This window comes from Nitrincola lacisaponensis (assembly GCF_000691225.1).
GTDB lineage: Bacteria > Pseudomonadota > Gammaproteobacteria > Pseudomonadales > Balneatricaceae > Nitrincola > Nitrincola lacisaponensis.
The window spans coordinates 217,386-233,781 of sequence record NZ_JMSZ01000021.1 but is presented as its reverse complement, the minus strand read 5'-3'; the positions used below and the strand labels follow the sequence as shown (position 1 = coordinate 233,781).

The window sequence follows — 16,396 nt, the reverse complement described above, 5'->3', positions numbered from 1 at the left end:
TCCTGAAGCAAGTTAAAAAGGATAATTCCGACTACCTTACAACGTTTGCACTACACCCAGCAATGCCTGCACCGGGTGAAGTAACTGTTGATTATCAAGACGTTTTACCTGAGAACGGCAGGAATAACCAGTCGCCAGCAACTGCCCTCTATGCGCCGGGCTATTCACTATTTCGCTCCAGCTCAGCGCATAAATCTCTTTGGACAGCGCATAGTTTTGTGTTTCATGACCAAAAGTACCTGACATACCACAACAGCCTGTCGCCAGAATTTCAAGTTTCTGCCCAAGTGCCGCGAACACCTCCTGCCATTGACGAATCGACGGTGCAGCATTGGTTTTTTCGGTACAGTGCGCCATCAGCTTAAAGGTATGCTGAGTGGTTTCACCTTTAACAGGGAAGGCTTTCAGCGCATCCACCAGCCACTCCTGAATCAGCTGTACCTTAGGCAGATCATCACCGATATCCTTGTATTCTGAACGATAGGTCAGCGTCATCGACGGGTCGATACCGATCAGGGGAATACCCGAGCTTTCCAGGTCTTTCAACATCTGTGCATTTTTTTCAGCCGCTTTATTGAAGGCTTTCATGAAACCATGCACATGCAAAGGCTTGCCGTTCGGCATAAACGGCGCAACCATGACATTGAAGCCCAGCCGTCCTAACAGGTCGACCAGATCCAGCACCAACTGGGTTTCAAAATAAGAGGTAAAGGCATCCTGAACAATAATGACACTGCGCTGACGCTGAGCGGCTGTAAGACGGCCGATCGACTCGACCGAGGCAAACTCAACCGAGCGCTCAATCAACCCCTGGCGCAAACTGTGACGACAGATCACAGGACTGTCGACCATACCCGCAAAGCGCTTCATGACCGCACGAATAAACGGATTCTGCATAGCCCAGTTGTAGGGCTGAGGAAACCTGGACAGCGCTGGAATCATAAACTCAAGACTGCCGACCAGATAGTCTTTTACCGGACGCATATAACGGCCGTAATAGACCTCTAAAAAACGCGCCCTGAAATCAGGAACATTAACCTTTATTGGGCATTGCCCGACACAGGATTTACACGCCAGACAGCCCATCATCGCTTCATGCACTTCATTGGAGAAGTCATATTCACCACGATCACGCCTGACGGTATTGATCAAGCGCTTGGGCAGACGGGTCAGGAAACCGGTTTCTCTGACCTGTTTAGCTTCCTGATTAAGATCAGTGCCGCGCTGACTCATCAGTTTTAACCACTCACGAATCAATGAAGAGCGCCCTTTCGGTGAATGAATCCGCTGACGCGTACCCTTCCACGACGGACACATGGCATCCTGAGGATCATAATTGAAGCAGGCACCATTACCATTACAGTGCATTGCTGAATCATAGGTTTGACGCACATCGACCGGTATTTGGCGATCATGCTGACCGCGCATTGGCACCTGATCAATTTTCAGCAACTGCGCACCCTCGACTGTCGACGGTGTAGCAATCTTGCCCGGGTTCATCTGATTACGTGGATCAAACAGGGCCTTGATGCGCTGCAACTGAGGATAAAGCTCACCAAAAAACTCGGGTGCATACTCAGAGCGCACCCCTTTACCATGCTCACCCCAGAGCAATCCCTTGTATTTCTGCGTCAGTACGACCACTTGATCGGTGATTTCACGCACCATCTTTTCCTGCTCAGGATCCTTCATATCCAGCGCCGGACGAACATGCAACACACCCGCATCCACATGCCCAAACATGCCATAGGCCAAGCCACGGTCATCCAGCACTTTACGGAACTCCATAATAAAGTCCGCAAGATTTTCAGGCGGAACCGCCGTATCTTCCACGAAAGCGACCGGGCGCTTGTCTCCCTGAGCATTGCCTAACAGGCCCACCGCTTTTTTACGCATCGCCCAGACTTTATTAATTTCTGCGGCGCCATAAACCACCGAGTAGCCAAAGCTTTTCCCCGCCTGCCCTTTAATCTGGGTCAGGTGCTGACAGAGCGCCTCGACTTTGGCTTTCAGATCCTGCTCATCATCACTGGTGTATTCGATCAGGTTAATCCCGCGAATGGTCGGCTCACCCTCCTCTTGCGGAAAGTAATCACGCACGCTATCCCACACGATATCACCCATCGCCAGATTCAGGACCTTGGAATCGATGGTCTCAATAGAGGTAGGCTGCCAATCCATTAGGGCCTTAGCGTCACGCAAAGAGGATTCAAAGCTGTCGTACTTAACATTTACCAATGCCGCATATTTCGGTATTGGCAGTACATTGAGTTTCGCTTCAGCGATAAAGGCCAACGAACCTTCAGCCCCACAAAGCAATGAATTCAGGTTAAAACGACCGGATTCATCACGGATATGCGCCAGATCATAGCCTGTCAGACAGCGGTTCAATTTTGGGAAGCAGCTGTCGATTTGCGCCTTACAATCGGTAAAAATCTGGTTCACAACACGGTGAATTTCACCAATGCGACCTTCCCGCTGCTGATGCACAGCCAGCTCTTCATCGGAGATGGCTTTAGAATCCCAGCACTCGCCGCCCAGCAAAACACTCTTTAACGCCAGCACATGGTCACGCGTTTTGCCATACAGCACAGAGCCCTGACCACTGGCATCAGTATTGATCATTCCACCGATCGTGGCACGGTTGCTGGTTGAAAGCTCTGGCGCAAAAAACAGACCATAGGGCTTTAACGCCTTATTCAGCTGATCCTTGACGACCCCACCCTGCACACGAACCCAGCGCTCATCCGGATTGATCTCCAAAATACGGTTCATGTACTTGGAACAGTCGACGATCAAGCCATCTGTCAAGGATTGCCCATTGGTACCGGTACCGCCACCGCGGGCGCTGAGTACCACGTTATGAAAACGGAGCTGGTCGGCCAACCGTGCAATACGCACAAGGTCTTCAGTATTTTTCGGGTAAAGCACGCCTTGAGGCAGCACTTGATAGATGCTGTTATCGGTTGCCAGGACAATGCGGTTGGCATAATCAGGGTTTAGATCGCCTTCAAAGCCTTGATGCTTCAGGGTATCCAGGAAGTCCAGATAAAGCGTTTGCACCGGATTAAGTTCGGCTAAACGTGGAATCATCTATCAAGCGCCTCTGTGTTTCATCGCAGGTGTTAATTATGTTGGTGACAATGATCCAGCATTGCGGCGCTGTGTTCAAATCAAAATTTGATTTGGGAGGATAGGTTTTTTCTATATTACATTACGGATTATCGGGGTGGATGAGACGGACGATAGATAACTTGACCTATTATCGTAATGACAATGACACTACACAAAGCTATACTTTGATGCATGAAGTATTACAGGAGCCACAACCATGCCCAGCGCCGAACCAACCCCCAAGCGCGATACGCTCAACCTGCGCATCAAACCGGAGGTTCGCGGTCTTATTGATCGTGCTGCGAAAGTGCGCGGCAAGAATCGCACTGACTTCATTCTTGAAGCCGCTCAGCTTGCTGCGGAAGAAGCGTTGCTGGACCAGTCACTCATCTGTGTCAGCCCTGAAACCTATGCCGAATTTGTGGCTCGCCTTGATTGTCAGCCAGCAGCCAACCCTCGTTTGCAAAAAACACTACAAACAACTGCGCCTTGGGACCCGGTGTGATACTGACAGCACCCACACCGATTACTGCAGATCATGACACAGATTCATTCATCTGTGATGTTGATAGTCTGGATCATTGGCTTAAGAAAAAAGCATTGAAAAACCAGCAAACAGGTGCTTCACGTACCTTTGTTGTATGCGAGGAAAAACGTGTTATAGCTTACTACGCACTGGCATCCAGTGCCGTTGCCGAGGTCGTTGCAACAGGCCGATTGCGACGAAATATGCCTGATCCAATTCCAGTAGTCGTTCTGGGTCGACTGGCTATAGATCAATCTTTTCAAGGGCAAGGGATTGGCCGCGCCTTAATGCGTGATGCGTGCTTACGGGTATCAAGCGCTGCAGACACTATTGGTATTCGCGGAATGTTGGTACATGCACTTTCTGCCGAGGCCCAGGCATTTTACAAAAATATCGGCTTTGAACCCTCCCCTCTGGACCCGATGACCTTGATGGTTACACTTGCTGATATACGCACAGCTTTGTTGTAACTCACCTGTACTTGAGCTACCCGACCGGATGTTTTTGCTCAAGCTCCAGACCTGCCTGGATATTGATTTTGCGTTCAGGTTGGCTCTGATACACTGCGCGTAACCATCCATTTCAGAGAATGCCACACTCGATGAACAGAGCAAAAAAACTAACCCTGGTACTTTCTGTGCTTGCTGGCACCTGCAGCTTTAGCGCTGGCAGCCTGGCAAGCCCAACGTTTTCACCCGCCACTCAGCTGCCCGCCGGCACCTGGGTCGATTTAAGTGAAGACCTGTGTGATGTTGCAGAAGAGACACATCGCTATCTGTCACAGGGTCATGCCTATGACCCCGCCACGATTCATGGCGGCACCACACCCTGGCTTAACACACCCGCCGAGCGCATCAAAGACACACTGACTTTCATCTGTGAAGTGGTAGCGCAGGATGCTCAGGCCGGGCGCAGCTCCAGACTCACTGATCCTGAATTTATCCAGCAGCACTTCGAGATTATCCGCTGGTCGCCGGATCAACAGCGAGCCCAGCAACTCAGTGAAGGCAAGCCGTTATTACAGCGCCTCCCTGCAGACCGGCTGCTGCTGACCAAATACTATGTACGCCTGACCGATGGCCAGACAGCGCCCTCGGCAGCCACTCCTCACGCACTCTATGGACTGCCTCATGATGAAGCACAGCTCAGCCTGGAACAGGCCGATGCCAGGCGTGATCAGATCACCCGCTATCGTTATGGCAAGCAGGCCATTGTCGCCATGGAAACCTCACCCCAGCCGCCCACCCGGCTCAGTGACCTTGCTCCTCCTCTGATATGGCTGAGCCGTGATGATCTGGAAGGCGCGTTATTACAGGGTACCGCCGTGGTTAATGAACCTGGCGGTCAACGACGCTATTTCAATGTTCACCGTAATAATGGCATTGCCTATGATCGTACACGCCGCCCTGAAGAACAGGAGCGTTACTGGTACTTCAAAGAGGTTCCGGGAGTGCTGGGCTATGGTAAAGATGCCGATTATAAAATTCCGATACGTCCGAAAGTCACTGTAGCTGGCGATATTTTTCAGCTGGGACTGGGGCGACTGATTCTGTTAAGAACCCAGGAACACGGCGAGCCAGTATTCCGTCTGACCCTGCTGGCTGATACCGGTGGTGCCTTTCACGACAACCTCTATCAGCTGGACTGGCTGAGCGGTTACTACCGTGACTGGGATGACTATCATCGCCACAATCGCCATATCGGTGACTATGCGGAAGCCTGGTTACTGCTGAAACGGTAATATTAAAATAAAATACCCGGCCAAGGCCGGGTATTTTAACGGGATATAACGCAGCACTGAATCAGAAATTCAGTGCGCGATCGCCCTGCTCGTCACGGATACGTGTCGGCAGTCCCATCTCATTGAGCAAGCCAAGGAAGGGCTGCGGCGGCAGCTGTTCAACATTGACCATTTCTGCAACATCCCAGTCACCGCGAGCAATCAGAATGGCGGCAGCAACGGGCGGAACACCTGCGGTATAAGAGATACCCTGGCTACCCACTTCATTGTAGGCATCCTTGTGATCCGCAACGTTGTAGATAAACACTTCCTTATCCTGACCGTCCTTCTGTCCTTTTACAATGTCACCAATACAGGTTTTACCCGTGTAGTTTGGCGCCAGGGACGCAGGATCAGGCAATACGGCTTTCACAACTTTCAGCGGCACGACTTCCAGTCCTTCAGCAGTTGTTACCGGCTGTTCAGAGAGCAAGCCAAGATTTTTCAGCACTGTGAAGACATTGATATAGTGCTCACCAAATCCCATCCAGAAGCGCACATTAGGCACATCCAGATTTTGTGACAGTGAGTGCACTTCATCATGTCCTGTCATGTAGGTGGTTTGTTCACCTACGACGGGCAAATCATCAGTACGTTTGACCTCGAACATTGTGTTACTGGTCCACTGGCGATTCTGCCAGGACCAGACCTGACCGGTAAATTCACGGAAGTTGATTTCCGGGTCGAAGTTGGTGGCGAAATAACGCCCATGGCTACCCGCATTAACATCGATGATATCAATGGAGTCGATGGAGTCGAAATACTCATTGGCTGCCAGCGCAGCATAGGCATTGACCACACCGGGATCAAATCCGACGCCAAGTATGGCTGTCACACCCTGCTGTTTGCACAGCTCACGACGCTGCCATTCGTAATTGTTGTACCAGGGCGGCGTTTCACAGATTTTATTCGGCTCTTCATGAATAGCCGTATCCAGATAGGCTGCACCGGTTTCGATACAGGCCTGGAGTACAGACATATTGATGAACGCAGAGCCTACATTAATAACGATCTGAGAGTCGGTTTCTCTGATCAAGGCCTTGGTGGCTTCCACATCCAGTGCATTAAGTGCATGGCTCGTTAATTTACCCGGCACTTTCAGGCTGTTTTTTTCCTGGACACTGGCAATAATCTGTTCGCACTTATCAATACTTCGGGACGCAATTGCAAGATCTCCGAGTATGTCATTATGTTGCGCACATTTATGAGCCACTACCTGGGCCACACCTCCAGCACCGATTATCAGAACGTTTTTCTTCATTTTTTCCTCAACTCCACTTTTCACATGGGCCGAACACACGCCTCAAGAGAGGCTATGGACAAAGTCGTCGAAGGTAAACTCCCTGATCAGCTCGACACGGCCATCCTCATGGCGCACTGCAATGGCGGGCATCTGCACGCCATTAAACCAGTTTTTCTTGACCATGGTGTAACCGGCAACATCCTCAATGGATAGACGGTCGCCTGCCTTGAGCGGCTGGTCAAAATTGAATTCACCAAAAATATCACCTGCGAGGCAGGACTTGCCGCAAATCATGTAACGATGCTCACCATCATTCGGCGCCATGCGTGCACTTTGCTGATAGATCAACAAGTCCAGCATGTGCGCTTCAATCGAGCTGTCAACCACCGCCAAATGCTTGCCATTAAACAGCGTATCCAGCACGGTCACTTCCAGAGTGGCCGTTTGTGTGATCGCCGCTTCACCCGGCTCAAGATAGACTTGCACCCCGAAGCTGTCAGAAAAACGCTTCAGACGTGCACAAAAAGCATCGATGGGATAGCCCTCACCGGTAAAGTGAATACCGCCACCCAGACTGACCCAGTCTACCTGATGCAGCAGATGGCCAAACTCGGTTTCGATACGGGTGAGCATCTGATCAAACAGATCGAAATCGCTGTTTTCACAGTTATTGTGAAACATGAAGCCGGAAATTTTATCCATGACCGCTTCGATACGCGCAGCATCCCACTCCCCCAAACGACTGTAGGGTCGAGCCGGGTCTGCAATAATAAACTCGGAACTGCTGACTCGCGGGTTGACACGCAAGCCACGAACCTTATCAGAAGAAGCCTGATCAAATCGCTCTAACTGGCTGATCGAATTGAATATAATCTTGTCCGAGTGCGCCAGCACTTCATCGATTTCATGATCGGCATAAGCAACACTGTAGGCATGGGTTTCACCCGGAAATTTCAGTTTTCCGAGTTTCACCTCATTCAGGGAAGAAGATGTCGTGCCATCCATGTACTGACTCATCAGGTCAAATACGGACCAGGTGGCAAAACATTTCAAGGCCAGCAGAGCCTTGGCACCCGACTGCTCACGAACATAGGCTATTTTTTCCATGTTGCGCTTAAGCTTGCTGCGATCAATCAGGTAATAGGGTGTCTGAAGCATCAATGGCAATCCCCGCTGAAACCGGACCCAACCAGGCCCTTATGAATCAAAGGGCGCGATTATAAGTGAATCCCAGCAGGGGTTCGAGGAAAAAACATGAAAATTTCATGAATCCGCACTGGTTTCCAGTGTTGGAATTCGGGAAGAACGCGCCAGCAGGCGTTTCTCAAGCGTTTCCTTGACCGCATCCAGATCACTGACATAGTGCCATTCAAGCACCTCACTGCCACGACCTGCTATTTTCAGAGTACCATAACCCAGCAATCGTCCAAGCAACGACTGCTGCCGTGATACCCCATCAATGGAGCGCAACAGTAACTCCTGAGTCGCCACCCCCAAGACACCACTGCGCTTCATGACGCGCGCATTGGTGAACTGGTAGGCGGTGCTGAGCTGGTGCAGATAGCGACGCACGCACTTTAGCAGAAAGTAGAGCCCTATCAGCAGTAATGCCATACCCGTCCAGGTGGCCGGTATGGCATATACCTGATCAAAGAACTCCATCATCATGTTGCGATACAGCCCGATCAAACGCCACTCATCCCAGAAAGGCACCCCTGAGATGGCACTGCGGTACAGGCTGTAAAACACACCTGCCAATACCAGGTCGACCGTACCTCGAGTCAAATACAGGGGATTGCGACGGACTTTCAGAATGACCTGCTCATTCGCCAACATAACTGTTCTGCTTCCTTTTATCTGCTTACTGATCCTGCGTCAGGGTAATTTGATAAGCGCCACGCTCATCTTCATCAAACCCGCGCGCAATAACACGATACTCACCTGCTTCCAGGTAAGTATAGATGCGGGCATTCAATCCATCACCACCATCGTCATCACTGTAGGCAACACCCTGTCCCTGAAGTTCAAGATAGGGGTCCAGATCATCAGAAATCATGTCAATCTGATAGTAACCTGCTTCTGACAGACTTACCTGATACACATCTTCACGATCTCGTTCCAGTCGTGCACGCTGCGTCTGATTCAGCTGCAGCTCACCCGCCTGATGCTGACGCTGTTGCTCAATATGATCACGGTTTTCAACGGACAGGGTAAAGAAACCACTACCGGAGCTGTATGCACGCGCGGTGACCTGGTACTCACCGGGCTCCAGAAGATCACGAATGCGCGCATTGAGGCCTTCACCACCATCATCATCTTCATGACGATAGCCACCCGGTCCTTCAAGCACCAGATAGGAATCCACGTCATCGGAACGCATGTCGATCTGGTAAAATCCGGCTTCATCAATTTGCAGCACATAGTGGTTCGGCAAGCCTTCCTGCAACCAGGAGCGGACATCGGCAGGCACAGACAGTTGCTGCTCGTCCGTCAATTCGACTTCACGCACGCTGATATCAAACGGACCATAACTGTCGGCATCCATACCACTGACAACCAGAGTGTACTGCCCTGGCTGCTCAATACGATGACGCAGGTGAGAGGCCATATTTAACAGATCATCACGTGAGTCAAACAGTGACACAACGCCATGAAGACTTCCCTTTAACTCTATTTCAATCAGTGTGTTATCACTGAGTTCTACAGTGAACTCACTAAATCGACTACCGTCTTTACGATTCACTCCACTCTGGGTAGTCAACTCTCCACGATGCGAATCACCCAACTGCAGCTGCTGCACCGCAGCTGCTACAGCAGCAGGCACTTCAGCGACCTCCTGAGCAGTACCGGGAGACAGCTGCCAGCCAATCAATAGACCAACAGCCGCACTGCCCAAACTGGCCAGCACTAACGAAGAACTTGGTTTGCTCATTGTTTATCCTTAAATCAGCAAATACGTAGGAGGGATTGTCTCGATTTGTCAGTGAAGCACACCGGATCACTGGCCCGAGGATTGTAACAGCGAGATTATGGAACGCACCTGCAGATCACGCAAGGTTTGCGGCAAAAAAGAAAAACTTATTCCAGCGCCATTTTGACAGCCTGCTGTGCATGGATCAGCGTCGTATCGTAAAGCGGTACCAGGGTGTCGGATTGACGTACCAGCATACCGATTTCGGTACACCCCAGAATAACCGCTTCAGCCTGCTGCAGTGTCAAACGATGAATAACACTCAAATAGGCCTGCCGTGAAACAGATTTAATCACCCCACGGCACAACTCAGTGTAAATCACCTGATGTACACGCTCACGGTCTTCCGCATCCGGCACAACCACCTGGATACCTTCGGCTTCAAGGCGCTGCCGATAAAAATCCTGCTCCATGGTAAAGCGGGTACCCAGTAACCCGACACAACGTACGCCATCTTCTTGCAGAGCAACCGCGGTCGCATCCGCCAGATGTAATATCGGTATACCAATGGATGCGGCAATCTGAGGTGCCAGCTTGTGCATGGTATTGGTACAGATCAGCAGGAAATCAGCGCCACCAGCCTCCAGAGATCGCGCAGCCTGACTCAGCATCTCCGCCAGCTCATCCCAGCGCCCTTCATGCTGCAGGCGTTCAATTTCTGCAAAATTAACGCTATAGAGTAGTATCTGTGCCGAATGCAAGCCGCCCAATGCCTGCTTGACGCCCTCATTGACCGCTCGATAGTAGGTTTGAGTAGACTCCCAGCTCATCCCGCCCAACATGCCAATTACTTTCATTTACTGCTCCCCTGTTCTGTCAACACACGCATGCGCTCTATCTGGGCCTGCAACCTGGGCAAGGCCTCCCGCCGATAAAGACTCACCTCTTCAAGTGCGGCCTGCATATCACCAAATGCCTGCTCCAGGGTTTGCAAATCCAGCTGCGCTGTTGCTGCCCGCTGTTGAATCGCCGTACCCTGACGCCTCAACGCCTCAGCTGTCGTCGAGATCATCTCTTCAGTTGTATCATTCAAGGCATCAATGTGATTCAGTACCAGCTTCTGCTGAGTCAGCGCTAACGCAACGGTTACCGCAACCCGCAACGCCGAGAGTGTGACATTCAGCGCCCGGTCAACACCCCGCACCAGCTCGCGGTTATTGCGAATGATCAATTCAACAGACAGGATACCCTGCTGGCAAATAGCCTGCTGTTGCTGCAAATCCAGCACGCGCTGACGCAGTGGGAACAGCAACTCATCTTCAACAAATACTTTGGATTCAGAATCCAACTCATTGTTTTCAATTTTATTTACAAGAAGATCATCTATACTACACCCCAGCAAGACCGCAAAATTCAATCCCGCTAAAGCCTGGTGCATATCCTGCTGATCATGGCTCAACGTGATGGCATCGCGTGTCAAACGATCACGCCCCGCCTGTAATCCTGAGATCAACTGATTCAACTTGTCCTGTGCTGTTTCATAGCGACGAAAATAACGCTGCACAGGCGCCTGCCCAACCAACTGCCCCAAACGAGCAGTCCAGTGATTTGACTCCAGCTGCCGGGCATCAGGCTTCAGCTGCTTCAGCACGCTACGCAGGGCTTCCAGTGACTGGGTAACATCCTGAGCATTGCCTGACTGACCGGACAACTCAGCCAGTGGCGTATTTAACAGCTGAGTCAGCCTGGACGATGCCTGCTGATGCTCCAGACCCAGCCTGTCGATCTGCTGGCGCTGAGTCACGGCCTCAGCTGCCAGCAATTGCTCAACAAATTGAGCCGCTGCCTGGGCGACCTGATCTGTATCAGGCTGAGGCTGCTCCTGCGCAAGGCTCTCAGCAAGCTGCTCGGGTGATGGGAGCTGTAATGGCTGGCTCATGATCGCGTCCATGTTGAGGCAGAAGATTCATAGTGTGCAACACGTTGATTAAAACGTTCAAGCGTTTCCAGTACCTGATTCAGGTCCTGATCCGACTGCGCCTCCCGCTGCAACTGCACCAAGGCCAGACGTGTACTGTCCAATGCGGTCAACAGCTTCTCTGCGTCAGCCATCAACATCGCTATCTCCTGCTGCAGGTTTTCCACCAACTGCCAGCGTTGTAATAATGCATCACGCGTGCCAGCCGGAACGCCCGGAGATGCCAGTTGACGCTGAATATAGTCAGGGTCCAGCGCCTGGAGGTGCTGATACAGATCGACAAGACGCTGCAAACGACGCAAGCAACCCGCATAGACCTCACCCACCAGCGTCTGAGCGCGCTGCATGGCCAGCTCCTGTGGCTGAAAACGTTGCCGCAACACAGTCTGAAGCTGAACATAGCGACTGTAAAACCGCTCCGGCAATGCTGGTGAAGCACCTGCCTGCAGCAAATCCTGACGCAGGTGTTCCAGTTGCTTCACCAGAGGAAGCGCATCCGTAGAGGCGGCATCCCTGGCCAGATCTGCCAATGGCTGCTCTTGCTCGGCCTGAGTCGTTTTTTGCTGCTGCCGCCGCATAAAAAAACGTCTGATGCGGCGCTCCAGTGGTACCCAGGCAAACAGCACACCCAGCCCTGACAACCAGCCCGCCAGACTGGGACCAAAGCCGCCCCAGAGAGACGTAAGCCCCAGCAACAAACAGACAAACGGCAAGATCACACCATAGCGTAACCACACCGTCAGGCGACGCGGCTGTGCTTCCGCCAGTACCCACTCAGGTTTCACCATACCGGCCAGCAACCAGGGGCCAGACATCATTACCAGCCCCATCGCAAAGCCCTGCAAAAATGACAGCATCATTCACCCTACCAGAGAAACACGCTGGCCTGCTTGCCAAGAATTTCAACACGATAGGCCTCTCGACAAGGCCCGCCTGCGATACCGTAGCACACCTGTAATGGCAACAAATGTTCTTCTCGAGGATGGCAATAACGTGCATGAGGCGCCTGCTGCCAGTTAACCAAGCGCATCCGACGCTCAGCTTCACTTAACGCTCCGGAACTGACCGTTTCCTGCAACCAGTCCTCAAAATCCTGATTCATTTTCTCAGTTTCAGGCGTTGAAGCTGCAAAAAAGGCACGCATGTTGTGAAACGAAAAGCCGGACCCTACCACCAGCACCCGCCCATCCAGACTGTCCGCCAAGGCTTCACCCAGCTGCAGATGCTGCTCCGCATCCAGATGCTTCATCAAAGAGAGCTGGACACACGGAATACTGGCTTCAGGATAGAGCAGCATTAACGGGACATAGACACCATGATCATACCCTCTGGTCGCATCCAGCTGCGCCTCAATCCCCCTTGAACGCAAGGTACTGGCCAGTTTTTCGGCAAATACCGGAAACCCCGGTGCGGGGTACTGCAGCTGATAGGCCTCTTCCGGAAAACCATAGTAGTCATAGAGCATTTCCGGGTTCGCCGCGTGCGTTACGGTCGGCTGAGAGGCCTCCCAATGTGCACTGACAACCAGAATAGCTTCCGGGGTTGGAATTTTCCCGACCAGGCCCCGCAAGTTATCACACATCGCCTGATGTCCCGGATCACCCAGCAAAGGCAGAGGACCGCCTCCATGCGACAAAAACAGCACCGATGCACCGGTCACGACAGGCAGGCTGTCATCAGCACCCCATTCCGCCCAGGAACCGTCATATACAGAGAGCTTGTGATAACCCAGCTGCGCGGCTGCAAACAGGACAATACAGGCCGTGATACCAGAACCACAGCTAAAGATCAGCGATTGATCCGGTGTTACACCCAGTCGGGCAAAGCGGGCCGCCAGTGTATCCAGAGAGTCATAGCCATCGCCCTCCATCAACTGCAGGAAAGGCAAATTCAAGGCTCCTGGCATATGTCCGCTACGCAAACCCGGGCGGGGCTCGGCTGCGCGACCGGCAAAACGCGCTGCTGCACGTGCATCAATCACACAAGCGTCAGGATCGTCGAGTGCCTGCAATACCCTTGTGGAATCACTCAGCCAGCGGGATTGCAGATGTGCCTGAAAGTCACCGGTTTTCCGGGGCAAGCAGGGCTCTGTCTGAGTGGCATGGCCTTTGGCTAACCAGGCTGGCAAACCGCCATCCAGAACCTGCACCTGTGCATGCCCCATGACCTGAAACATCCACCAGGCACGCGGTGAACTATAGATACCCTGATTGTCATACACGACGATCCGGCTGGATGCTGAAATACCCAACGCTCTCGCCAGTTCAGTAAATCGCTCCGGTGATGGCAAGGTATGGGGCAAGGTGCTGTCTGGATCAACAAACACCTGCTCAAGATCAAATTTCAGTGCGCCCGGCAGATAACAGGGCTGGTCATACCGCACGGGGATACGCCCGACAACCTGCTCCATGCTGACATCCAGCAGAATCAGATCAGGATCATCCAGATGGCTATGCAGCCAATCCACCGATACAACCAGGGGTTCAGCGTACATCAATACCTCCAGAGGTGAATGGCATCACCATAATATGTTGCGGACCAAAGCCTCCATCAAGATACTGCGCTCCGGTATCCTGAAAGCCATTGCGTAAATAGCATTGATAGGCTGCCAGATTACGGCAGTTGACTGTTAGCCAGACCTGTTTTCGATCCGGATAGCAGGACAACAGGTAGGCGGGCAACAGTTTCAGCGCGGCACTGCCACACCCCTGCCCCTGAACCGACTGGTCAATCATGAACATTCGGAAGCCCAGATCATCCCGGGGGGCAAATGGATGCACGCGACTGTACTCCATGTCGATCATGAAAAAGCCGATCACCCGGTTATCGCGTTTCACCAAATGCCGGTGAGCACTGGCCGGAAACTGCTCCAGAATGTCCGCAATCGGCGCGACATAGCCCAATTGCGCTTCAGCAACCTGCAAACCGAGCACACCCGGGAGATCATCCGGCTGCATGGGACACAGGGTTATCCGGTTGACCATACGTCCGTCAGCCATCGGTTACTCTCCCATCACCCGGCCTTCACGACGCGGATCGGCAGCGCCTGTTATCCCCTCAGGTGTTTTTATCAGCACCTGGGTTCCGCTGGTCAGTTCACGCTCGCTGACATCATGTCCACGCTCGTTTAACGCTTCCAGCGTGGTTACCGGAAAACCTGATGCTTCCAGCCATACAGGTCCACCGAGTGTGACCGCATGCGGCAAAGACAACACCTGATCTGCGGCCAACTGCCAATCCAGCAGTGCGATTAATGTCCGTGCCGTGTAGTGAATAATCGCAGCACCACCCGGTGATCCGAGACTGGCCACCCAGTCGCCACTTTCGGCATCAAATACCAGTGTAGGACTCATACTGGAGCGTGGCCGTTTGCCCGGTTCCACCCGGTTCGCTATCAACTGCCCCTCATCCGTCGCGGGGCGGAAAGAAAAGTCTGTCAGCTCATTATTTAGCAGATAGCCTCCGGGAAGCCCGGTACCGCCATCGGTGAGAATACGCGCGCCAAAGGCTGCCTCAATGGTACTGGTCATGGCCAGCGCCCGGCCCTGTGCATCCACGATACTGATATGACTGGTACCATATTCTGGCTGGTTGGGCTGAGGGGCATAGCTCCACAGGGTCGTTTCGGCAGGATTACCAGCCTGAGCACCGCCACTGCCCATGCTGTTCGGTGCTACCAGAGCGGCACGTGCAGCGAGGTACTCAGGCTGCAACAATAAAGTCCAGTCACCACCCGGAGCTTCCACAAAGTCAGGGTCGGCTATATATTGCGCCCGATCTGCAAAAGCAAGGCGCGACACTTCAAGGTAATGATGCAACCAGTCGGCAGCGGGCAACCCATCGTCCATGGTGACCTCAACCGGCAAGGATTCCAGCATTCCCAGAATCTGCATAACCGTCAAATGTCCGGAGGAAGGCGGCGGAAAGCCACAGACATTGAATTTTTTCCAGGGTGTACAGATGGGCTCCCGAATCAGCGGTTGATACGCCAGCAAGTCTGCATGATTCAGCTCACCGCCACCCTGAGGATGCTGCTGAACCCTGGAGACCAGATCCTCTGCGATCGCGCCTTGATAAAACGCATCACTGCCACCTGCTGCCACCTGTCGGAAAATTTCCGCCAACGCCGGATTACGCAATGGATATCCAACCGGATGAGGATGCCCCTCTGCATCATAGTAGAAGCGAGCAGCCAAAGGGTCATCACGCAAACGCGGGTCTGAATCAAGCAAGGTATGCAAACGATGACTGACAGCAAAACCTGTTTCAGCCAGTTCAATCGCCGGTGCAAATAGCTGCTCCCATGCCAGCACTCCATGCTGCTGATGCACCTGCTCCAGCATTCTCAACAGGCCGGGAACACCAACAGAGCGCCCACTGGCTGCAGCGTCCAGAAATGCCAGAGGCTCACCCTGATCATCCAGAAACAAGCTGCCATCAACGCCCGCAGGTGCAACTTCACGCCCATCATAGGCCTGCACGCCCTGCTCGGAAGACAGCAACAAGAATGCACCGCCACCGATACCGCTGGACTGAGGTTCAACCAGCGTCAAAACAGCCTGTACGGCAATGGCAGCATCGACAGCTGAACCCCCGGCTCGCAAAATGCGATAGCCTGCTTCTGTTGCCAGGGGATTGGCGGCTGCCACAGCAAAGTGCTGCCCCTGAAACAACTGACTGGCAGCAAGACCTGATGCCGCTTCGGGTGCAACCGCAGCGCTATCACTGGCCTGACAGACAGATACAGCCCCTGCCAGCAGCGCAACCAGAAACCCATGACGTACGCCAGACGCCGAGATTAAGTGAAACATGCCGTCATCCTCCTGATTCGTCTGCCGGTCAGT

At 52.7% G+C, this 16,396-nt stretch carries 14 protein-coding genes; 3 read left to right on the top strand and 11 right to left on the bottom strand.

Features of this window, described 5'->3' with window-relative positions:
* Nucleotides 1-36 precede the first annotated feature (36 nt).
* Nucleotides 37-3,093 carry a D-2-hydroxyglutarate dehydrogenase YdiJ gene (gene ydiJ / locus ADINL_RS08240; protein ID WP_036546228.1) on the bottom strand — a complete coding sequence of 1,019 codons (3,057 nt, stop codon included), beginning with the start codon at nucleotides 3,091-3,093 and terminating at the stop codon, nucleotides 37-39.
* 238 nt (nucleotides 3,094-3,331) lie between these two features.
* On the opposite strand from ydiJ, the gene ADINL_RS08235 reads away from it, so the two are divergent.
* The 3 genes from ADINL_RS08235 (at nucleotide 3,332) to ADINL_RS08225 (ending at nucleotide 5,381) form a co-directional block, all read left to right on the top strand.
* On the top strand, nucleotides 3,332-3,619 hold the full coding sequence (locus tag ADINL_RS08235; protein WP_036546226.1) for a type II toxin-antitoxin system TacA family antitoxin: 288 nt from the start codon (nucleotides 3,332-3,334) through the stop codon (nucleotides 3,617-3,619).
* The gene (locus ADINL_RS08230) at nucleotides 3,616-4,110 is read left to right on the top strand and encodes a GNAT family N-acetyltransferase (protein ID WP_036546225.1); all 495 of its coding nucleotides are present in this window, start codon (nucleotides 3,616-3,618) and stop codon (nucleotides 4,108-4,110) included. Before ADINL_RS08235 ends, ADINL_RS08230 begins: the two co-directional genes overlap by 4 nt.
* Nucleotides 4,111-4,241: 131 nt before the next feature.
* The gene (locus ADINL_RS08225) at nucleotides 4,242-5,381 is read left to right on the top strand and encodes an MltA domain-containing protein (protein WP_036546222.1); all 1,140 of its coding nucleotides are present in this window, start codon (nucleotides 4,242-4,244) and stop codon (nucleotides 5,379-5,381) included.
* 61 nt (nucleotides 5,382-5,442) lie between these two features.
* Here ADINL_RS08225 and ADINL_RS08220 read toward each other — a convergent pair whose 3' ends face one another.
* The 10 genes from ADINL_RS08220 to ADINL_RS08175 form a co-directional block, all read right to left on the bottom strand.
* Complete coding sequence (locus ADINL_RS08220) at nucleotides 5,443-6,681, bottom strand: saccharopine dehydrogenase family protein (protein ID WP_036546211.1); 1,239 nt, start codon at nucleotides 6,679-6,681, stop codon at nucleotides 5,443-5,445.
* A gap of 42 nt (nucleotides 6,682-6,723) precedes the next feature.
* The gene (gene nspC / locus ADINL_RS08215) at nucleotides 6,724-7,821 is read right to left on the bottom strand and encodes a carboxynorspermidine decarboxylase (protein WP_036546210.1); all 1,098 of its coding nucleotides are present in this window, start codon (nucleotides 7,819-7,821) and stop codon (nucleotides 6,724-6,726) included.
* Nucleotides 7,822-7,926: 105 nt separating this feature from the next.
* Complete coding sequence (locus tag ADINL_RS08210) at nucleotides 7,927-8,499, bottom strand: PH domain-containing protein (RefSeq protein WP_036546209.1); 573 nt, start codon at nucleotides 8,497-8,499, stop codon at nucleotides 7,927-7,929.
* Nucleotides 8,500-8,524: 25 nt separating this feature from the next.
* Nucleotides 8,525-9,595 (bottom strand): hypothetical protein, encoded by a 1,071-nt coding sequence (locus ADINL_RS08205; protein ID WP_036546207.1) that lies wholly within the window; start codon nucleotides 9,593-9,595, stop codon nucleotides 8,525-8,527.
* 146 nt (nucleotides 9,596-9,741) lie between these two features.
* Nucleotides 9,742-10,431, bottom strand: coding sequence for an aspartate/glutamate racemase family protein (locus ADINL_RS08200; protein WP_036546204.1), 690 nt, complete (start codon nucleotides 10,429-10,431; stop codon nucleotides 9,742-9,744).
* On the bottom strand, nucleotides 10,428-11,513 hold the full coding sequence (locus ADINL_RS08195) for a toxic anion resistance protein (RefSeq protein WP_239644354.1): 1,086 nt from the start codon (nucleotides 11,511-11,513) through the stop codon (nucleotides 10,428-10,430). The genes ADINL_RS08200 and ADINL_RS08195 overlap by 4 nt, the downstream gene beginning before the upstream one ends.
* Nucleotides 11,510-12,412, bottom strand: a complete 903-nt coding sequence (locus ADINL_RS08190; RefSeq protein WP_051632657.1) for an AAA family ATPase — start codon at nucleotides 12,410-12,412, stop codon at nucleotides 11,510-11,512. Before ADINL_RS08190 ends, ADINL_RS08195 begins: the two co-directional genes overlap by 4 nt.
* Nucleotides 12,413-12,417: 5 nt before the next feature.
* On the bottom strand, nucleotides 12,418-14,046 hold the full coding sequence (locus tag ADINL_RS16550) for a DODA-type extradiol aromatic ring-opening family dioxygenase (protein ID WP_084154439.1): 1,629 nt from the start codon (nucleotides 14,044-14,046) through the stop codon (nucleotides 12,418-12,420).
* Nucleotides 14,036-14,551, bottom strand: coding sequence for a GNAT family N-acetyltransferase (locus ADINL_RS08180; RefSeq protein WP_204368217.1), 516 nt, complete (start codon nucleotides 14,549-14,551; stop codon nucleotides 14,036-14,038). Before ADINL_RS08180 ends, ADINL_RS16550 begins: the two co-directional genes overlap by 11 nt.
* A 3-nt stretch (nucleotides 14,552-14,554) precedes the next feature.
* On the bottom strand, nucleotides 14,555-16,363 hold the full coding sequence (locus tag ADINL_RS08175) for a gamma-glutamyltransferase family protein (RefSeq protein WP_051632656.1): 1,809 nt from the start codon (nucleotides 16,361-16,363) through the stop codon (nucleotides 14,555-14,557).
* Nucleotides 16,364-16,396: the final 33 nt, after the last annotated feature.